This is a genomic window from Methylocystis sp. (genome assembly GCF_021731785.1).
In the GTDB taxonomy this organism is placed as follows: Bacteria; Pseudomonadota; Alphaproteobacteria; order Rhizobiales; family Beijerinckiaceae; genus Methylocystis.
Map to the genome: position 1 here is coordinate 1 of NZ_JAKFWS010000068.1, position 17,707 is coordinate 17,707.

Annotated in this window: 14 protein-coding genes and 1 tRNA gene; 10 read left to right on the forward strand and 5 right to left on the reverse strand. The window is 63.2% G+C overall.

From position 1 onward, the window contains the following. The 3 genes from QZ964_RS12385 to QZ964_RS12395 all read right to left on the reverse strand — a co-directional run. The coding region (locus QZ964_RS12385; RefSeq protein ID WP_292532029.1) for a sugar phosphate nucleotidyltransferase at nucleotides 1-127 on the reverse strand (127 nt) is incomplete at its 3' end. A 219-nt stretch (nucleotides 128-346) separates the two neighbouring features. Beyond that, nucleotides 347-3,493 carry a helicase-related protein gene (locus QZ964_RS12390; protein ID WP_292531969.1) on the reverse strand — a complete coding sequence of 1,049 codons (3,147 nt, stop codon included), beginning with the start codon at nucleotides 3,491-3,493 and terminating at the stop codon, nucleotides 347-349. A 688-nt stretch (nucleotides 3,494-4,181) separates the two neighbouring features. After that, nucleotides 4,182-4,255 (reverse strand) — tRNA-Gly (locus QZ964_RS12395). Nucleotides 4,256-4,418: 163 nt separating this feature from the next. Here QZ964_RS12395 and QZ964_RS12400 point away from each other — a divergent pair. After that, nucleotides 4,419-4,784 carry a TIGR02300 family protein gene (locus QZ964_RS12400; RefSeq protein ID WP_292531970.1) on the forward strand — a complete coding sequence of 122 codons (366 nt, stop codon included), beginning with the start codon at nucleotides 4,419-4,421 and terminating at the stop codon, nucleotides 4,782-4,784. Between the two features lie 94 nt (nucleotides 4,785-4,878). Here the strand turns inward: QZ964_RS12400 and QZ964_RS12405 are convergent, their stop codons facing one another. Next, the gene (locus tag QZ964_RS12405) at nucleotides 4,879-5,286 is read right to left on the reverse strand and encodes a MucR family transcriptional regulator (protein ID WP_292531971.1); all 408 of its coding nucleotides are present in this window, start codon (nucleotides 5,284-5,286) and stop codon (nucleotides 4,879-4,881) included. 289 nt (nucleotides 5,287-5,575) lie between these two features. Here QZ964_RS12405 and QZ964_RS12410 point away from each other — a divergent pair, with 289 nt between their 5' ends. The 9 genes from QZ964_RS12410 (at nucleotide 5,576) to QZ964_RS12450 (ending at nucleotide 17,368) form a co-directional block, all read left to right on the forward strand. Further along, the gene (locus QZ964_RS12410) at nucleotides 5,576-6,589 is read left to right on the forward strand and encodes an MDR family oxidoreductase (protein ID WP_292531972.1); all 1,014 of its coding nucleotides are present in this window, start codon (nucleotides 5,576-5,578) and stop codon (nucleotides 6,587-6,589) included. 29 nt (nucleotides 6,590-6,618) lie between these two features. Then, on the forward strand, nucleotides 6,619-7,083 hold the full coding sequence (locus tag QZ964_RS12415) for a nuclear transport factor 2 family protein (RefSeq protein ID WP_292531973.1): 465 nt from the start codon (nucleotides 6,619-6,621) through the stop codon (nucleotides 7,081-7,083). 188 nt (nucleotides 7,084-7,271) lie between these two features. Next, nucleotides 7,272-7,739, forward strand: a complete 468-nt coding sequence (gene greA, locus QZ964_RS12420; RefSeq protein ID WP_292531974.1) for a transcription elongation factor GreA — start codon at nucleotides 7,272-7,274, stop codon at nucleotides 7,737-7,739. A gap of 280 nt (nucleotides 7,740-8,019) precedes the next feature. Continuing rightward, complete coding sequence (locus tag QZ964_RS12425; RefSeq protein WP_292531975.1) at nucleotides 8,020-9,330, forward strand: replication-associated recombination protein A; 1,311 nt, start codon at nucleotides 8,020-8,022, stop codon at nucleotides 9,328-9,330. A gap of 240 nt (nucleotides 9,331-9,570) precedes the next feature. Next, nucleotides 9,571-10,512, forward strand: coding sequence for a porin family protein (locus QZ964_RS12430; protein WP_292531976.1), 942 nt, complete (start codon nucleotides 9,571-9,573; stop codon nucleotides 10,510-10,512). Nucleotides 10,513-10,759: 247 nt separating this feature from the next. Then, nucleotides 10,760-11,959, forward strand: a complete 1,200-nt coding sequence (locus QZ964_RS12435) for an efflux RND transporter periplasmic adaptor subunit (protein ID WP_292531977.1) — start codon at nucleotides 10,760-10,762, stop codon at nucleotides 11,957-11,959. Nucleotides 11,960-12,048: 89 nt separating this feature from the next. Continuing rightward, nucleotides 12,049-15,264 (forward strand): CusA/CzcA family heavy metal efflux RND transporter, encoded by a 3,216-nt coding sequence (locus QZ964_RS12440; RefSeq protein ID WP_292531978.1) that lies wholly within the window; start codon nucleotides 12,049-12,051, stop codon nucleotides 15,262-15,264. A 3-nt stretch (nucleotides 15,265-15,267) separates the two neighbouring features. After that, on the forward strand, nucleotides 15,268-16,677 hold the full coding sequence (locus tag QZ964_RS12445) for a TolC family outer membrane protein (RefSeq protein WP_292531979.1): 1,410 nt from the start codon (nucleotides 15,268-15,270) through the stop codon (nucleotides 16,675-16,677). A 211-nt stretch (nucleotides 16,678-16,888) separates the two neighbouring features. Then, nucleotides 16,889-17,368: a hypothetical protein gene (locus QZ964_RS12450; protein ID WP_292531980.1), complete on the forward strand. Its 480-nt coding sequence runs from the start codon at nucleotides 16,889-16,891 to the stop codon at nucleotides 17,366-17,368. 83 nt (nucleotides 17,369-17,451) lie between these two features. Here QZ964_RS12450 and QZ964_RS12455 read toward each other — a convergent pair whose 3' ends face one another. Further along, a complete protein-coding gene (locus QZ964_RS12455; RefSeq protein WP_292531981.1) occupies nucleotides 17,452-17,694 on the reverse strand; it encodes a hypothetical protein in 243 nt (80 codons plus the stop codon). Nucleotides 17,695-17,707 lie beyond the last annotated feature (13 nt).

Genomic DNA, 17,707 nt, shown 5'->3' on the forward strand with positions numbered 1-17,707 from the left:
TCGTCGTCTGGAAGGTCGAGCGCTCGCCGACAAGCGGAATGAACTGCTTGGGCAAGGTCTCGCGCGACTCGGGCCACACCCTCGTCCCCGACCCGCCGCACATAATCACGGGCAAAATCTTCTTCATCAGCCCCTCTAGCACTAGATCACGCCGCCTTTGGGCGGAATCGGCCAAAGGCGGATGACGCGATCGATCTCAGAGCTTAGAGCGCGCTCTGCGCGAAAAACCGGGTTCCTCTTTCGTAGCGTGCTCTAGGCCGCGCCCGCCCCCCGGGGAAGCAATAGTTGTCCGCCTCACTGTTGGCAATACGATGGCGAAGCCGACGGAAGCGGCGCGCCGGCGCCGCTATTTGCCCTTCTTCTCAAGCTCGGCCTTGAGCGCCGCGAGCTTGGCGAAAGGCGAATCGGGGTCGGGCTGGCGCTCGCGACGTTCCGGAGCGGAGAAAGCTCGATGCGGGCGGGCGTCGTCGCGCGACGGCCGGCCCTCAGGACGGGGCTTGCCGGCAGGACGCCCTTCCTTGCCCGGCGGCTCGGCGCGCGGCCGCTGGTCGCGGCGCGGCGGCCGCTTGTCCTCCGCGCCCTGGTTTCGCGCCGTGCGTTGCGCGCCGCCTTCGCGGCCGCGCGGGCCCGAATGGGCGTGGCGCTGCGGGCGCCAGACTTCAATGGTCTCGGGCGCGGCCGGCGCGGCATCGGTCGATCCGCCCTCGACCTGCGCTTCGGCGGCCGCAGCGTCCTGCCCGAGTTCCTCCCCTGCGGGTGGTTCTTCAACAGCGAGGGATGTTGGCGCCTCTATCGTTGGCGCCTCCTCGGGCGCTGGCGTCTCGACGGGAGCCTGCTCAGCCGATGTCGCCGATGGCGGCTCGTCGGAAGCCTGCGCCGCCATAACCGGCGTTTCGGCGGGAGCGTCGGAAGCCGCGTCCTCGCCCGCCGCTTCCGGCGCTGCGGTCTCGGTCTTGGGCGTCACAGGCTCCATCGCCGCCGCCGGCACGATTGCCACGGTGATGGCGGGTCCGGGACGTTGCGTCGACGCATAGCCCAGCGACTTGAGGATCGAGGAAAAAGCCTCACCCGAACAGCCGGTGAGCGACGTCATTGCAACGGTGACGACAAAGCCGTCGGCGTCGGCGGCGCCGGGCGGCGGCCCGCCCGCCGTAAGTCCGGGACGGTAGGCGATCGCCGGCCGGATGAGATCGGCGAGACGTTCGAGAATATCGACGCGGACGACGCGCTCGCCGCAAACGCGAAAGCCGGCGGCTCGATAGAAAGCCTTGGGGATGGATGCGTCGGCGCCGAAGGAGGTTCGTCCCGAGGCCGCAAGATGCGGCACCTCTTCAAGACCCTTCACATTTTCGAGCCCGCCATGATGCAGCGCCCAAAGCAGCGCCGACAGCGTGCGCGGCGCAGGCTTGAGAAGCGCGGGCAGATAGATGTGATAGGCGCCAAAACGCACGCCGAGCTTGCGCAGCGCGCTGCGGTCCTCCTGCGAGAACCCCTTCACCTCTTTAGCGACGCGCGCGCGGTCCAGCACGCCGAGTTCTTCCGCAAGCTGGAAGCCGACGCCACGCGTCACGCCCTCTAGCCCCTCGCCCTTTTCGAGCTGCTCCAGCGGCCCGAGCAGCTTTTTGACATGCTGCGCCAGCCAAAGATCGAGGCGCTGCTTGACCTTTTCCAAAGCGGCGCCCGCGAGCTGTTCGTCGGCGAGCACCCGCGTCGTCGGGGCCAGCGCGCTGGCGCCGGCGGCGATCTTCGCCACAGGTTCGCCGAGCCAGCGGATGAGACCGTCATTGCCGAGCGCGAAGGCGTCGTCGACCGCGTCGAACACGCGAGTCGCGCGCGCCTCGAATTCTCCCGCAAGCGCCTTCTGCGCCGCCGCGTTCAGCGCCCTCGCCGCTTCGCCTGCCGCGCCAGGATCTGGCGTGAAGCGAAAGCCCTGAAGGCTTCCGACGTGCTGGCCTTCGACCATAACGTCGCCGGCGGCGTTGATTTCGGCTTCGAGCATCGCGTTCTCTCTTAAGCGGCGCACCAGCATGCTGGTGCGGCGATCGACGAAACGTTGCGTCAGTCGGTCGTGCAACGCGTCGGATATGCTGTCCTCTACCCGACGCGCGACGCTCTGCCAATGCTCGGAGTCGTCGAGCCAGCCGGAACGGTTGGCGATAAAACTTGCAGTGCGCACTTGCGCCAGACGACTCGACAGCGTGGCGATGTCGCCGTCGATGCGGTCGACGGCCTCGATTTGCCGCGCCATCCAGTCCTCGGGGATCTTGCCCCGCCGCGCGATGAAGGCGAACACGGCCAGCGCCAGCTCTGCGTGAGCCGCGGGCGACGTCTTGCGGTAGTCGGGAATCTGGCACGCCTCCCATAGCCGCGCCACGTCAGCCGGCGCCTTGGCGTTGCGCAGGGCGATTTCGTCGCGGCTCGCGGCTTCAAGCGCTCTTTGATCGTCGGCGAGGCGGGCGCGAACCAGATCGGGATGGGTCGGCGCCTGATCGAGCGAGTGGATCAACGACTGGATAGAGGAAAAATCGAGCGCGCCGCTTCGCCATTGCAACGTCTTCACCGGGTCAAAACGGTGGTCCTCCAGGGACTCGATCAATTCGTCGTCGAAAGGCGGGCAACGGGCCGTCGCGCTGAAAAAGCCATCGCTCATGTGGCGGCCGGCTCTGCCGGCGATCTGTCCGAATTCCGCGGGCGTCAGCCGCCGGTGTCTCAGCCCGTCGAATTTGCGATCGGACGCAAAGGCGACATGATCCACGTCGAGATTGAGACCCATGCCGATGGCGTCGGTCGCGACGATATAGTCGACGTCGCCGCTCTGATAGATCTCGACCTGCGCGTTGCGCGTTCGCGGCGACAGCGCGCCGAGCACGACCGCCGCCCCGCCGCACTGGCGCTTGATCAATTCGGCGATCGCATAGACCTCTTCGGCGGAAAAGGCGACGATGGCGCTGCGTGGCGGCAGACGCGAGATTTTCTTGTCGCCTGCGAATGAAAGCTCCGACAGTCTCGGGCGCGTGAAGATCGGCGCGTTCGGAAAGAGTTCCGAAACGAGCGGCGCCATCGTAGCCGCGCCGATTAGAAGGGTTTCCTGGCGTCCGCGCCAATTGAGCAGCCGGTCAGTGAAAATGTGGCCGCGATCGAGATCGGCGGCGAGCTGTATTTCGTCGATGGCGAGGAAATCGGCCTGCACGTCGCGCGGCATCGCTTCGACCGTTGCGACCCAAAAGGCGGGGGCGCGCGGTTTGATCTTTTCTTCGCCGGTGACGAGCGCGACATTGTCGGCGCCGATGCGCTCGGCGACGCGATTGTATACTTCGCGGGCGAGCAAGCGCAGCGGCAGTCCGATGACGCCGGAAGAAAAGGACAGCATCCGCTCGATGGCGTGATGCGTCTTGCCGGTGTTGGTAGGGCCGAGCACCGCCGCGACGCCCCTGTCGAACGATCTTGCGCGGGGGGCGGCGCGGTTCGCCGGGTAAGTCGGCGCGAGGGTCATTTTTTCTTTGCTGCCTGACGCGCGAGGAGCGCCTTCGTTTCATATCGAAACTTGGCGCCGCGCGCGACTTTACTTTCTGAACAGCCGGCGAACGAATCGCGCCCGAATCGCTGACTCTCGCCGAGTCACGGTCTGTTCCACCAATATATGGACGCCGGCCCACTCAAAAGCACTAGAAATTGCAGAGTAGGCGCGCCATAGGCCTTGGCGAAGCGCGTCTCGGGGAGATCGCCGCCGGACTCCTTTCTCGGCCTCTGTCAACGGCGAAGATTGGCAGGTTCATCCCATTGCTGTTAAGCTTTGGGATCAACCGGGAACGCAGCGCGCACGAATCAGCGTTCGGCATCGGTTGGCGTTGCGTTCCAGCGGATTTCCGCCACCTTTCGGGCGGGTCGACCCGGCAACGACGGCCGAAAAGCGGTCCAAACAGACAAGCATGCTTAACTAGGCGTCCTTCTCTGGGACGGTCGAACCAAGGGGCCCGGCGTTTCTCCGCCTGGATCGCGACATCGCGACGCCTTCGTCGGCCTGGCGCGTGCGCGAAACTAGTAAACGGGAGGCCGCAACGTTGTCATATCGAGCCAGGACGAACTGGCGCCGAGAAATCCGCGAATCTGCCGCTACGGCGTTAGAACCGCGGCCGACGGCTCACGACTCGATCGCGCGAACGAAAAAATTTCGCAGGAGCTGGAGCGGGTGAAGGGAATCGAACCCTCGTATTCAGCTTGGAAGGCTGCTGCTCTACCATTGAGCTACACCCGCGCGGCGGCGATTCTATGCCAATCCGCGCGCCGCTTGGCAATGGGCCCGCCGACGATGCATTTCCCATTTGACAGCGACGCGGGACGCCACTAACCGGAGCGCCCACATAGTCTCTCAATACAGGCGGGGCGTTCCCACGCCGCTTCTCGAGGACCATTCGATCGTGGCCAAACCCGAACTCGGCGCCAAACGCCAATGTCAGTCCTGCGGGACGAAATTTTATGACTTCAACAAGAATCCGATCGCCTGTCCGAAATGCGGCGCGATCTATCAGGTGGTCGCGCTGACGCGAGCGGCGGCGCGCGCAGTGCAAGAAGAAGAGAGCGAACTCGAAAAAGAGAGCGTTGACACGGTGTCGCTCGAAGAAGTCGAAGAAACCGAGGCCGCCGCGGAATCGATTGATGTCGAGGATGAGGTGGAGATCGAGGCGGACGACGCCGAAGACGACACCTTCCTTGAGGAAGAAGAAGCCGACGACGACGTTTCCGGCTTGATCGACGGCGACATTGAAACCGACGAAGAGACGTGAAACGTTCGAGCGTCGCAATCAGCAATGACCCGCGGCCACAGCGTGCGCCGCGGTTTTTCGTTCAATTGGAAAAGGGGCCGATGTGGCCGCCTTTTTACTTTCCTCGACGCCGGCGCTGCTGGCCGAGCCCCATCTGCTTGGCGAGATTGGACCGCGCCTTAGCGTAATTGGGCGCAACCATCGGATAGTCGGCAGGAAGTCCCCATTTCTCCCGATAGTCTTCGGGCGACAGCCCGTATTGCGTCCGCAAATGGCGCTTGAGCGATTTGAACTTCTTTCCGTCTTCAAGGCAGATGAGGTAATCGTTCGTCACCGACCGCTTGACGGCGATGGCCGGTTTCGGCGGCTCTGCCGGCGCTGCCGAGGAGCCCGAGTCAACGCGCAAGAGGGCGTTGTATACGTCGCTGATGAGCCCGGGCAATTCTCCGGCGGGAACTGAATTGTTGCTCACATAGGCGGAGACGATGTCGGCCGCGAGTTCAATGCTGTTCGTTTGAGTCATCGGATTGCTCACCACTTTCTTATGAGATGGACGCTGCCCCCACCGCCCTTTGTCAATGCTTCACTGGATAAGAATCGCCGCGCCCCCGTTACTTGGAGATTGCCTAACAGAATGCTGCGACTTCATCAAGAAATATTATGCACTATTGCCGTGACCTAATTCTCCATAGTTGATCGGAAACGAATTGGGGCTTTACGGCGAAGACAGCGCAATGTTTTCCTTTTTTTTGACTTTTTTTCTCCGCTAGAAGGCGCCGCTTTAGGCGCGCACGCGCGCGGGAGACGCCGAGGTGACCGATTTCAAAGCGATTCGCATCGACAAAAACGATCACGGCCACCATGCCGACTACGTCGTGATGCACGAGGGTGACCTGATGGAGGGCGACGTTGACGTGGACGTCGCCTTCTCGGCGATCAACTACAAGGATGGTCTCGCCGTCACCGGCAAGGCGCCGGTGGTGCGCCGCTTCCCCATGATTCCGGGCGTCGACCTCGCCGGCAGGGTGACGCGGTCAGCGCATCCGGAATTTGCGCCCGGCGACATGGTGGTCGCTACCGCCTGCGGCCTCGGCGAAGCGCATTACGGGGGGTTTTCGCAAAGGGCGCGGCTTTCGGGCGATTGGCTTGCGAAATTGCCGCCGCCGCTGACGCCGGCGCGGGCGATGGCGGTCGGCACCGCTGGGCTGACCGCCATGTTCTGCATCATTGCGCTGGAGCGTCACGGCGCGCGGCCGTCGGACGGGCTTGCGGCTGTCACGGGCGCGGCAGGCGGCGTCGGCTCATTCGCCGTCGCGCTGCTCGCCAAGGCCGGCTGGCGCGTCGCCGCAGTCACCGGACGAGGGGCCGAAGCGGAATATTTCACGCGCCTGGGCGCAACCGAAATCATCGGCCGCGACGAATTTGACGCTCCTGGAAGGCCGCTGCAAAAGCAGCGCTTCGCCGTCGCCGTCGACACTGTCGGCGGCGTCACGCTCGCCAATCTTCTCGCGCAGATCCGCATCGACGGCGCCGTCGCCGCTTGTGGCAATGTCGGCGGCATGGAGCTTAAGGCCAATCTCGCGCCTTTCATTCTGCGCGGCGTGTCGCTCCTTGGCGTCGAAAGCGTGCGCCCGCGCATTGGTTTGCGGCGTGCGGCCTGGACCCGAATCGCGCAGGGCCTCGACCCTGCCTTGATCGATGCGATGAGCGAAATCATTCCGTTCGACGCGGCGCTGGATCGCGCCCGCTCGATCGTCGAGGGAAAGATTCGCGGACGCATCGTCGTCGACATGGGACTGAACCTTCCAGCGAGGGATGCAGGCTGATAGGATTTCGCTCGACTGAGGATAGCTCGATGTCGCGACCGCCCCTTCCGCCCTTCACGCTCGAGACGGCGACGCAGAAAGTGCGCATGGCCGAGGACGCCTGGAACACGCGCGACCCGGAGCGCGTGTCGCTCGCCTATACGATCGACAGCCGCTGGCGTAACCGAACCGAGTTTCTCGTCGGCCGCGATGAGATTGTCGCTTTTCTCACCCGCAAATGGCGCCGCGAATTGGATTACCGGCTGATCAAGGAAATCTGGGCCTTTCGCGACAACCGGATCGCGGTGCGCTTCGCCTATGAGTTTCATGACGACTCGGGCAGTTGGTTTCGCGCGTACGGCAACGAAAATTGGGAGTTCGACGAGAGCGGCTTGATGCGGCTGAGAATCGCCAGCATCAACGATCTGCCGATCGGCGAAGGCGAGCGGAAATATCGCTGGCCGCAAGGCCCGCGTCCCGCGGATCATCCGGGCCTTTCTGAGCTCGGCCTTTGAGGCGGCGGCGCTAACCTTTTTTTGAAGCTAAGCCATTTCAAAAAGCGCAAATCGTCGCATCGTTTCGTCAATTTCTCGACAAGCGCGCCCGTCTCGGGTCTAATGCCGGCGAACGGCCCGCTTGGGCCGATTATTTTTTGTTAAGGACGATCGCCGCATCGGCGCGGCGAACCAGAGGTCAAAGGCGCATGAGTTCGGCTTTCACCAAGGAACAGGACGACGACAATCCGCGCGAGGATCTGCCTGACCGGCCGATCAGCCCGCATCGCAATCTGGTGACGCCCGAAGGCCTTCAGCAGATTGAAGGCGAGCTTGCGCGCCTGCACAAGGAGATCGAACGCGCCACGACGGCCGAAGACAATCACGGGCTGGCGCTCGCGCAGCGCGATTTGCGCTATTGGACGGCGCGCCGGGCGAGCGCCGAGGTCATCCGGCCGATCGCCGATCATTCGGTCGTTCGATTCGGGCATAGCGTCGTTATCGAACTTGACGACGGCGAGCGCCGCAGCTTCCGGCTCGTCGGCGAAGACGAAGCCGACCCGACGAAGGGGCTAATTCCCTATGTCGCGCCGCTCGCAACGGCGCTGATGGGCAAGTCCGTCGGCGACAAGGCGGAGGTCATCCACCACAGCGCGCGGATCGTCGAGATCGGCTAGGCTGCATTTAGCGGCTGCGCCTGAGCCTTGCCGGGCATCGTCTTCGACTCCTTAATGGTTTTACAACCATCATGGCCGGGCTTGGCCCGGCCATCCACGCGCATGTTTCGCACTGTTGGCGGCGCGCCATAAGACGTGGATGCCCGCGACAAGCGCGGGCATGACGCGAAAAGAATCCGCTAGCCGATCGAGAATTCGGTCCGCGCAGGAGATCGCGCTTTTTAGCTCCGCCTCCAGAGATTCTCTCAAGCAAGGCGCGTCGCTATGTTAGTCAGTGACGATGGCCGATCTGTTCCAAGCCGCAAAGCTCGAAGAAGACGCGCCGCGTCCGCTCGCCGACCGCCTGCGGCCGACCCGTCTCGATGAGGTTTCGGGCCAGGACCATCTGCTTGGACCGGACGGCGCGCTGACGCGGCTCATCCGCGCCGGCGCGCTCGGTTCGCTGATTTTCTGGGGACCGCCCGGGACCGGCAAGACAACGGTCGCCCGGCTGCTCGCGCATGAAACCAAAACCGCCTTCGTGCAGATTTCGGCGATCTTCTCCGGCGTTGCGGAGTTGAAGAAAACGTTCGAGGCGGCGCGCGCCCGCCGCGCCGCCGGCCAGGGGACTTTGCTGTTCGTCGACGAGATTCATCGCTTCAACCGCGCGCAGCAGGATTCCTTTCTGCCGGTGATGGAGGACGGCACCATCACGCTTATCGGCGCGACGACGGAAACCCCCTCCTTCGAACTCAATGCGGCGCTGCTGTCGCGCGCGCGGGTGATGACCTTCAAGGCGCTCGACGAAGCGGCGATCGTCCAATTGCTCAAACGCGCCGAACAGTCGGAAGCCAAGCCGCTGCCGCTCGACGCGGACGCGCGCGCGGCGCTCGTCGGCATGGCGGACGGCGACGGCCGCGCGGCGTTGACGCTGGCCGAGGAAATCTGGCGCGCTGCGAAGCCCGGCGAAATCTTCGATCGCGCCGGGCTAGTCGAGGTCGTGCAACGCCGCGCGCCGATTTACGACAAAGCGCAGGAGGGCCACTACAATCTCATCAGCGCCCTGCATAAATGCGTCCGCGGCAGCGATCCCGACGCCGCCCTCTATTATCTCGCGCGCATGCTGGCCGCCGGCGAAGATCCACTGTTTCTCGCGCGACGTATCGTGCGCATGGCCGTCGAGGACATTGGTCTTGCCGATCCGCAAGCGCTCGTCGTCGCCAACGCCGCCAAGGACGCTTATGATTTTCTCGGCAGCCCGGAAGGAGAACTCGCGCTGGCGCAGGCGGTGATCTATGTGGCGACCGCGCCCAAATCCAACGCCGCCTATGTCGCCTATAAGCGCGCGCAACGCGTCGCCGAGGAGAAGGGCTCGCTGACGCCGCCGAAAATCATTCTCAACGCGCCGACGAAATTGATGCGCGAAGAGGGCTATGGCGCGGACTACGAATACGACCATGATTCTCCCGAGGCCTTCTCGGGTCAGAACTACTGGCCGGATTCGCTGTCGCCACAGAAATTCTACAGGCCGGTCGAGCGCGGCTTCGAGCGCGAGATCGCCAAGCGCCTCGACTATTGGGACCGACTGCGCAAGGAGCGCGGCAATTCATGAATTTGCGTGCGCGAAGACGTGGCGAAATCGAGTCTTTTCGCTGTTGCCGATTTGTCACGCCCTTCAGCAAAAGCGCCTGTGAAGGCCCAAAACCGCGGCGTTTTGATTGACCCATGGAACGGTTACAACGTAATCATCAATGCATCGGCGTGATGTCGCAGAGGCGGCGATCTTATTTCGGCAAGATCGTTGGGGCGACGGCGGGCCGCAGGAACTGAAATTTTGATGAGGACGTCACCAATGACCAAATTGCCTGTCGCCGCCGGCCTCGCGCTGGCGCTCTCCGCCGGATCGGCGCTCGCCGCCGACCTTCCTCACTACAAGGCTCCTCCGCCGCTCCTGCCTCCGCCGTTCACCTGGACCGGCCTCTATGTCGGCGTCAACATCGGCGGCGCTTTTGGCAATGGGGACAGCCAGTGGACTCGCGAGAACATCCACTCCGCTCTGGGAACCCCAATCTTCAGCGGCGTGGCATGGCAGCGCCAGACCAACCTGACCGGCGTCACGGGCGGCGGCCAGATTGGTTACAATTATCAGTTCAATCCCTGGTTCGTCGTCGGCGTGGAGACTGACATCCAGGGCGCCAGCATTAAGTCCAACAACACCGGCTGGGGTCCGGGCGGGACGATCCCCGCTGGCTTCGTCGGCGCCGTGCTGTCGAGCGCTTATGCCGGCGGCGGCACCGTCAACAGCTCTGTTGATTGGTGGGGCACGGTCCGCGGCCGCATCGGCGTCACGCCGGTGCTGCCGAACCTGATGATCTACGCCACCGGCGGCTTCGCTTACGGCCAGGCCAACACCAATTTCAATTATGGTTCGGTGCGCGGCATCAACGGCTTCTTCTTCGGGCCCAACACCGTCTCCTCCGGCGCGTACGGCGTCGCGAGCTATAACAACATCAAAACCGGCTGGACTGTCGGCGGCGGCTTCGAATATGCGCCGCTGATGTTCCCGAACTGGTCGTTCAAGCTCGAATATGACTATGTCGATCTCGGCCGCACGACCTTGTCGACCTTTGGGCTTGGTACGACGACGTTCTCGGCCGGACCGTTCGCTACCACCGCGCCGTTCTTCAACAGCGCGACGACCAGCGTCTCGACCCGCTTCCACGTGGCGCGCGTTGGCCTCAACTATCGGATGAACCTGTTCAGCGCGCCGGCGCCGGTGCTCGCCAAATACTGAGCGCGCGACCCAGCGAAAAGACTCTATCTAATGAAGCCCGGCCAGACGGCCGGGCTTTTCCTTTTGATATTCGCGGGATGTGTGAAAGAGCCGCGATCCGTTGCATGGACCGCGCCGGCCAACTCCTTTAAGGAATGGGAAGCCGGACGCGCGATATCCCCCGCTTTCGCTGCGGCGGCCAATGGCTCGGGCGGCGCGCCAATGCTACGCCATTCAGAGCGCTCGTGACGGAGCTGACTTCGCCACCATGATCCGCAAAAGGACCGTTCTCGTACTCGCCATCCTCGCGAGCCTTGCGATTGGCGCCGCGCTGCCCTCGCTCTTCAGCGCGATCAGCGTCCGGATGACGCCCGATCGAAAAAGCCAGGCGACCGAGCCGGAGGCCGCCCAAGGGGAAGTCCGACTTTCCCCCGCTCAGATCGAGACATCAAAAATCTCAGTCAATCCAGTCGGCCCAGGCGACATTACGCGCCGGCTCACGGCGCCCGGCCTGGTCAAGCCGGATCCGGACAAAATCGCGCGGGTCGCCGCGAAGGTCACGGGCGTCGTCGAAGAACTGCGCAAGCGTCTTGGCGACAGCGTCGCGCGCGGAGAAACCATTGCGATCATCGACTCGCGCGAAGTGGCGGAGGCGAAGAGCGAATACCTCGCCGCGCTGGCGAATTTCGAACTTCAAAATGTGCTTTATCAGCGCGAGAAGGGCCTTTTCGAAAAGAAGATCACCGCCGAGCAGCTGTTCCTGAAAGCCAAGGCGGTCTTCATGGAATCGAAAGTAAAGCTCGACCTTGCGCGGCAGAAGCTCGCCGCTCTGGACATGAGCGAACAGGAGATCGCCGCCCTGCCGTCTCAGCCGATCGCCGATCTTCGCCGCAAAGAGATTCGCGCGCCGATTGCGGGAAGGGTCATAGAGCGTTTGGTCAGCGTCGGACAGCCGGTCGGCGGCGAAGGGCAGGCGAAGGAACTCTACGTCATCTCCGATCTCTCGGTCGTAGAGGTCGAACTCGCGGTGCCCGCCGCCGATCTTGGCCTGTTGCGCGAGGGTCAGGAGGTTCGGCTGCAAAACGCGGAAGGTCGCGGATTCGAAGGCAAGATCACCTACGTCAATGCGATGATCACGCGCGAGACGCGCTCGGGCCATGTCCTTGCGCGTTTCGCCAATCCGGATTTCTCGTTACGGCCCGGCAGTCTTCTCGAAGCGGAAATCTCGCTCAAGCAAGCGCGGGTGAAGCTTAAGGTTCCGCGCTCGGCCGTGATGATGATCGACGGCAAGCCCAATGTCTTCGTTCGCACGGCCGACGGCTTTGCAAAGCGCGAGGTCGAACTCGGTCGAGGCGACGATGACTCGGTCGAAGTCGTCTCCGGCCTGACGCAAGGCGAAGAAATCGCCGTCTCCAACGTCTTTCTGTTAAAGGCGGAACTCGGCAAGCAGAACATTCCGGAGGAATGATGCGGACCGGCGGCTTTCATCCCCCGACCTTATGGACGACGCTTCGACCGCGCGCCCATAACCGCAGCCTCGCGCGCTAGCGGGCGCCAATGCTCAAGAATCTCATCGCCCTATCGGTCCGAAGCCGTTGGCTTGTCGTGTTGTTGACGGCGCTCGCCGTGCCGCTTGGCGTCTGGTCGCTCATGCGATTGCCGATCGACGCGGTTCCCGACATCACCAATAATCAGGTGCAGATCAACGCCTTTGCGCCCGCGCTTTCCGCCTTCGAGATCGAAAAGCAGGTCACCTATCCGATCGAGAACGCCATCGCGGGAATACCCGGGCTCGAATATACCCGCTCGTTTTCGCGCAACGGCTTCGCCCAGGTGACCGCCGTCTTCGCCGACCGCGTCGACATTTATTTCGCCCGCCAACAGGTCGCAGAGCGCCTGACGCTCGCCAAGGAGTATTTTCCGCCCGACGTGGAATCGCACATGGGCCCGGTCGCGACCGGCCTGTCAGAGATCTACATGTGGTCGGTCGCCTACGCGCCGAGAGGCGGGGATGAGCCCGCGCCGGACGGAAAACCGGGCTGGCAGAGCAATGGCGATTATCTGACGCCGGAGGGGCAAAGACTGCGCAACTTGGTCGAAATGACCGCCTATCTTCGAACCGTGCAGGATTGGATCATTCGGCCGTTGTTGCGCACGGTGCCCGGAGTCGCCGGCGTCGACTCGCTTGGCGGCTACGTCAAGGAATATCACGTTCAGCCCGACCCGGCCAAAATCTTCGCTCTCGGTCTGTCGTTCGCCGATCTCGCGGGCATTATCGAACGCAACAATATCAGCCGCGGCGCAGGCTACGTGGAGCGCAATGGCGAGGGCCTCGTCGTGCGCAGTCCAGGGCGGCTCGAGTCCATAGACGATATCGCCAAGGTCGTCGTGTCGACGAGAGGCGGCACCCCCGTGCGCGTCGAGGATATCGCCGAGGTCGGCGTCGGACGCGAGTTGCGGGTGGGCAGCGCCAGCATGAATGGCGAAGAGGTGGTGATCGGCACCGCTCTGATGCTGATCGGCGCCAACAGCCGCGAAGTGTCGAGCGCCGTCAATGCGAAGATGGGCGAAATCCGGCGGCTGCTGCCGCCTGGCGTCGAAGTGCGCACGATCTTGAACCGCACCCTGCTGGTCAACGCCACGATCAAAACGGTCGCCTTGAATCTGATCGAGGGCGCCGCGCTGGTCATCCTCGTGCTGTTTGTCATGCTCGACAATTTCCGCGCCGCGCTCGTGACGGCGATGGTGATCCCGCTGACGATGCTGTTGCTCGGCATCGGCATGTATGCCGGAAAGATCAGCGCCAATCTGATGAGTCTCGGCGCGCTCGATTTCGGATTGATCGCCGACGGCGCGATCATCGTCATCGAGAACTGCCTGCGCCGGCTTTCGCAGCGTCAGAGCGCTTTGGGCCGCGCGTTGACGCTCGAAGAACGGCTGACCACGGTCATCGACTCGGCGGTCGAGATGCGGCGGCCGACGGTCTACGGGCAGGCGATCATCATTCTCGTCTATGTGCCGATCCTGACCTTTTCGGGGATCGAAGGGAAGATGTTCCATCCGATGGCGATGACCGTCATCATGGCGCTCGCCTCCGAGTTCGTTCTATCGCTGACGTTCTTTCCGGCGATGATCGCCATCGCGCTTTCCGGACGCATTGGCGAATCAGAAAACGCGGTCGTTGGCGCGCTGAAACGCGCCTATGAACCCATATTGAAATGGGCGATGGCCGCGCCATTGAAGCCGATTGCGATGGGCGCCGGCGCCTTCGTCCTCGCGGCGCTTCTCTACCCGACGCTGGGCGAAGAGTTCGTTCCGACGCTCGACGAGAAGAACCTCGCCATGCAGGCGAACCGAATTCCCAGCGCATCGCTTACCCAGTCGCAGGCGATGCAGTTCGAGATCGAGAGCGCGCTCCGCAGTTTCCCTGAAGTCGACTACGTCTTCTCCAAGACCGGCACGGCTGAGATCGCGACCGATCCGATGCCGCCGAATCTGACTGACACGTTCATTATGCTGAAGCCGCGAGAGAACTGGCCCGATCCGGGTCTCGACAAGGCGGCGCTGATCGAAAAAATGGGCGCGCGTCTCACGCAACTGCCGGGCAACGCCTATGAGTTCTCGCAGCCCATCCAATTGCGCTTCAACGAATTGCTTGCCGGCGTGCGCGGAGACATCGCCGTCAAAGTGTTCGGCGAAGACTTTAACGTCATGTTGAAGGCGGCCCATCAGATCGCCGGCATTCTCAATTCGGTCAAAGGCGCAACCGACGTCAAGGTCGAACAGGTGGGCGGATTGCCGATTCTCGATATCGCCGTCGACAAGGCCGCGATCGCCCGCCTCGGTTTGAGCGTGGGGGCGGTGCAAGATGTGATCGGCGCGGCGATCGGCGGCCAGAGGGCAGGCGTGGTGTTTGAAGGCGATCGCCGCTTCCCGATCGTCGTTCGCCTGCAGGACAATTTGCGCGAGGACGCGCAGGCGCTGGAGTCGATTCCTGTCGCGCTCCCTTCCGCGGCCGGCGTGACGCCGGTCGTGCAGCTCAAGCAGGTGGCGAAATTTTCGATCGTCGACGGCCAGAACCAGATTTCACGCGAGAACGGCCATCGGCGGGTGGTGGTCACGGCGAATGTTCGCGGGCGCGACATCGCCTCGGTGGTCGAGGACGCGCGCGCGAAGATCGAGTCGAAAGTGACGTTGCCGCCCGGATACTGGATCGCGTGGGGCGGCCAGTTCGAAAATCTCGCGACGGCGCGCGCCCGCCTGACGATCGTCGTCCCGGTCTGCTTTTTCCTGATCTTTCTCTTGCTCTATTCCGCGCTTGGCTCTGTGCGCGACGCGCTGCTGGTGTTCACGGCGGTGCCGCTGGCGCTTTCCGGCGGCGTCGCCGCGCTGTGGTTGCGCGGCATGCCGCTGTCAGTTTCCGCCGCTGTCGGCTTTATCGCGCTCTCGGGCGTCGCCGTGCTGAACGGCCTGGTCATGCGCACCTATATTTCGCAATTGATCGCAGGCGGCATGCCTGAGCTTCCGGCGATCTTCAAGGGCGCGATGACCCGCCTGCGGCCCGTCGTGATGACGGCTCTGGTAGCGTCGCTCGGCTTCCTTCCGATGGCGCTTGCGACCGGCACCGGCGCCGAAGTGCAAAAGCCGATCGCGACGGTGGTCATCGGCGGGCTGATCAGCGCGACGCTTCTCACGCTTGTGGTGCTGCCTGCCCTTTACGCGTTCTTCAGTCGTTCGCCGGAGTCGACTTCCCTGCAACAAAGCGGGGGTTGACCGGTGATCCTGCGCGGCGTCGCCTCGGTCATGATCTGCTTTCTTGCAGCGGGAGCGACGGCGCGCGCGGAAACCTTGATGGGCGCGATGCGTCGCGCCTATGACGCCAATCCGCAGCTCAACGCTGGCAGAGCCGAACTGCGCGCGATCGACGAAGGCGTGCCGCAAGCGCAGGCCGGCATGCGGCCGCGCGTTTCCGCCGACGGCTATCTCGGCGTGCAGCGGAACCGCTACATCACGCAACAGCGCGACGTCGATCTCGACGACCCCAGTTTCAGAGCCCGCACGAAGAGCATCCAGAACGGCGGGAGCATTCCTCGCTCCGCCACTTTGACCATCGAGCAGCCGGTTTTCGACGGCTTCAAGGCCCAGAATGAAACGCGCGCTGCAGAGTCCGGCGTCTTCGCGGGACGCGAACGTTTGCGCCTCACCGAACAGCGCGTCTTGTTCGACGCCGTCACCGCCTATATGGACGTGCTGCGCGACACCGCGTCGCTTAAACTTCAGGAAAGCAATGTTGCGGTTCTGAAGGAACAATTGCGCCAGACGCGCGAGCGCTACGAATACGGCCAGATCACGCTGACCGACATCGCCCAGGCCGAGGCGCGGCTCGCGGGCGGCAAATCTCTCGTCGGCGGCGCGCGCGCGGCGCTAGACGCCAGCATCGGCGTCTATCGTAAGATCGTCGGCGTCGAGCCGACCAAGCTTTCGCCCGGCGCGCCGATCGACCGATTGCTGCCGAAGTCGCGCGAAGAAGCGGAACGCATCGCCCAAAGCGAGCACCCGTTCATTCTTGCCGCGCTGCACGACGCCGACGCCGCCGATCTCGACATCAAGGCGCTTGAGGCGGAGTTCATGCCCAAGCTGTCGATCGTCGGCGATGTTTTCACGCAGACCGACGTCGCCGGCGTCGGCAACCGCAACATCGGGGCCAGTGTCGGCGGACGTCTCAACGTGCCGATCTATGAGGGCGGCCTCACCTCCTCGCGCGTGCGGCAAGCCAAGGAGACCGCCGGCCAGCGCCGGCTCAACGCTGACGTCGCGCGCGCCGAAGTTCTCTCGCTGGTGCGCGCCTATTGGGGCGCGCTGCAGGCGGCCAAAACCCAGATCGCCGCGGCGCAAACCCAGATTGCCGCCGCCGAGCGCGCGCTCTATGGCGTGCGCGAAGAAGCCAAGGCCGGCCAGCGAACGACGCTTGAAATCTTGAACGCGCAACAGGAGCTGTTGAATGCGCGTCTTGGGCTCCTGGTTGCGCAACGCGACCGCGTCGTCGCCTCCTACGCCGTGCTTTCCGCGCTGGGACGGCTTTCTTCGGCGTGGCTCGGCCTTACCGCCGAGGGCTATGATCCTGCGCTCCACTTCGACCAGGTCAAGGATCTTTGGGGCAACCCGATGACGCCCGAAGGCCGCTAGATCGCGCCACATTCGGGCGCAATCACGCAGCTGCAGATAAAGCGATCATCTCAAAACCATATGCGCGCTTGATGCGAAAACCCGGGCTCCGCTTTTTCGCGAGCCGCGCGCCAGGATTTTAGACGCGCCGCGACGCTGCGATAAGATGCTATAGGTTTGCAAAAAGCCGCGCGCTGGGCGGCGAAATCATAAAGGCCGAGGGAGTGGAATCATGCGTGGCGCTTTCATCAAACTTGTCGTCGCGGCGTTGCTGGCGTCGCTTTCGGCGATCCCGGCAAATGCTTTTTGCATGTTCGGGGGTTGCTATCCGACCGAAGCGCATGCACGGCAGATTTTCGAGAACTTGCTGAAGCAGCGCTTCGATAAGCCGTTCAAGATCGGCGAATTCAAACAGACCATGGCCGAGCGTCTCGAGATGCACGCCACCGGAGAAAAGGGCTACGAGATTTTCTTCAATGCCCGGGTCGAGTTCCCGGAAGGCGCAAATCTCGAATGCAAGCCTGAAGAGGGTGGAAAATTTCCCGAAGGCTGTTCGCCGAGCAATCATTATGTGACTGCGCCGCGCAGCGCCGATCCGCCTGGCAGGCAATACATCGCGCCGGGGTCGACAGTTCAGTTCGATGAGGAATATCGCTTCTATGAAGCGGGCAGCGGTTGGAAAGGCCCGGACGGCAACGTCTACTCGCAGTAAGCGCGTCCTCAAAAAACTATGGGCGCGCAATCTTTGCGCGCCCGAAGTTTAGACCGGTCCTCGCTCGCGAGGGCTCGGCGGACTTAGTCTTTGTCTTTCGTGTTCTGTGGGCAGCCGCAGGCGGCGTCACAGGCCTTCTTATTGGCGATGACTTCGGCCTGGTTAGAGGCATAATTCATCTTGCGGGCGAGGTATTCGTCGTCGCATTTTTCAGCGCATTTGGCCTGCTTGTCTTCGTCCGCTTTGTGAACGTCGCAATCCGCGAATGCCGGGCTGATCATGCCGGCGACAAGGAGAGCCGCCGTCATAATGGCGAATTTCTTCATTTGGTCGTTTCCT

Excerpts from the sequence above, each read along its gene's own strand:
- greA (WP_292531974.1), top strand. The coding sequence starts at position 7,272 with ATGAGTTCGGCTTTCACCAAGGAACAGGACGACGACAATCCGCGCGAG.
- QZ964_RS12450 (WP_292531980.1), top strand. The coding sequence starts at position 16,889 with ATGCGTGGCGCTTTCATCAAACTTGTCGTCGCGGCGTTGCTGGCGTCG.
- QZ964_RS12440 (WP_292531978.1), top strand. The coding sequence starts at position 12,049 with ATGCTCAAGAATCTCATCGCCCTATCGGTCCGAAGCCGTTGGCTTGTC.
- QZ964_RS12455 (WP_292531981.1), bottom strand. The coding sequence starts at position 17,694 with ATGAAGAAATTCGCCATTATGACGGCGGCTCTCCTTGTCGCCGGCATG.
- QZ964_RS12435 (WP_292531977.1), top strand. The coding sequence starts at position 10,760 with ATGATCCGCAAAAGGACCGTTCTCGTACTCGCCATCCTCGCGAGCCTT.
- QZ964_RS12430 (WP_292531976.1), top strand. The coding sequence starts at position 9,571 with ATGACCAAATTGCCTGTCGCCGCCGGCCTCGCGCTGGCGCTCTCCGCC.
- QZ964_RS12425 (WP_292531975.1), top strand. The coding sequence starts at position 8,020 with ATGGCCGATCTGTTCCAAGCCGCAAAGCTCGAAGAAGACGCGCCGCGT.
- QZ964_RS12415 (WP_292531973.1), top strand. The coding sequence starts at position 6,619 with ATGTCGCGACCGCCCCTTCCGCCCTTCACGCTCGAGACGGCGACGCAG.
- QZ964_RS12390 (WP_292531969.1), bottom strand. The coding sequence starts at position 3,493 with ATGACCCTCGCGCCGACTTACCCGGCGAACCGCGCCGCCCCCCGCGCA.
- QZ964_RS12405 (WP_292531971.1), bottom strand. The coding sequence starts at position 5,286 with ATGACTCAAACGAACAGCATTGAACTCGCGGCCGACATCGTCTCCGCC.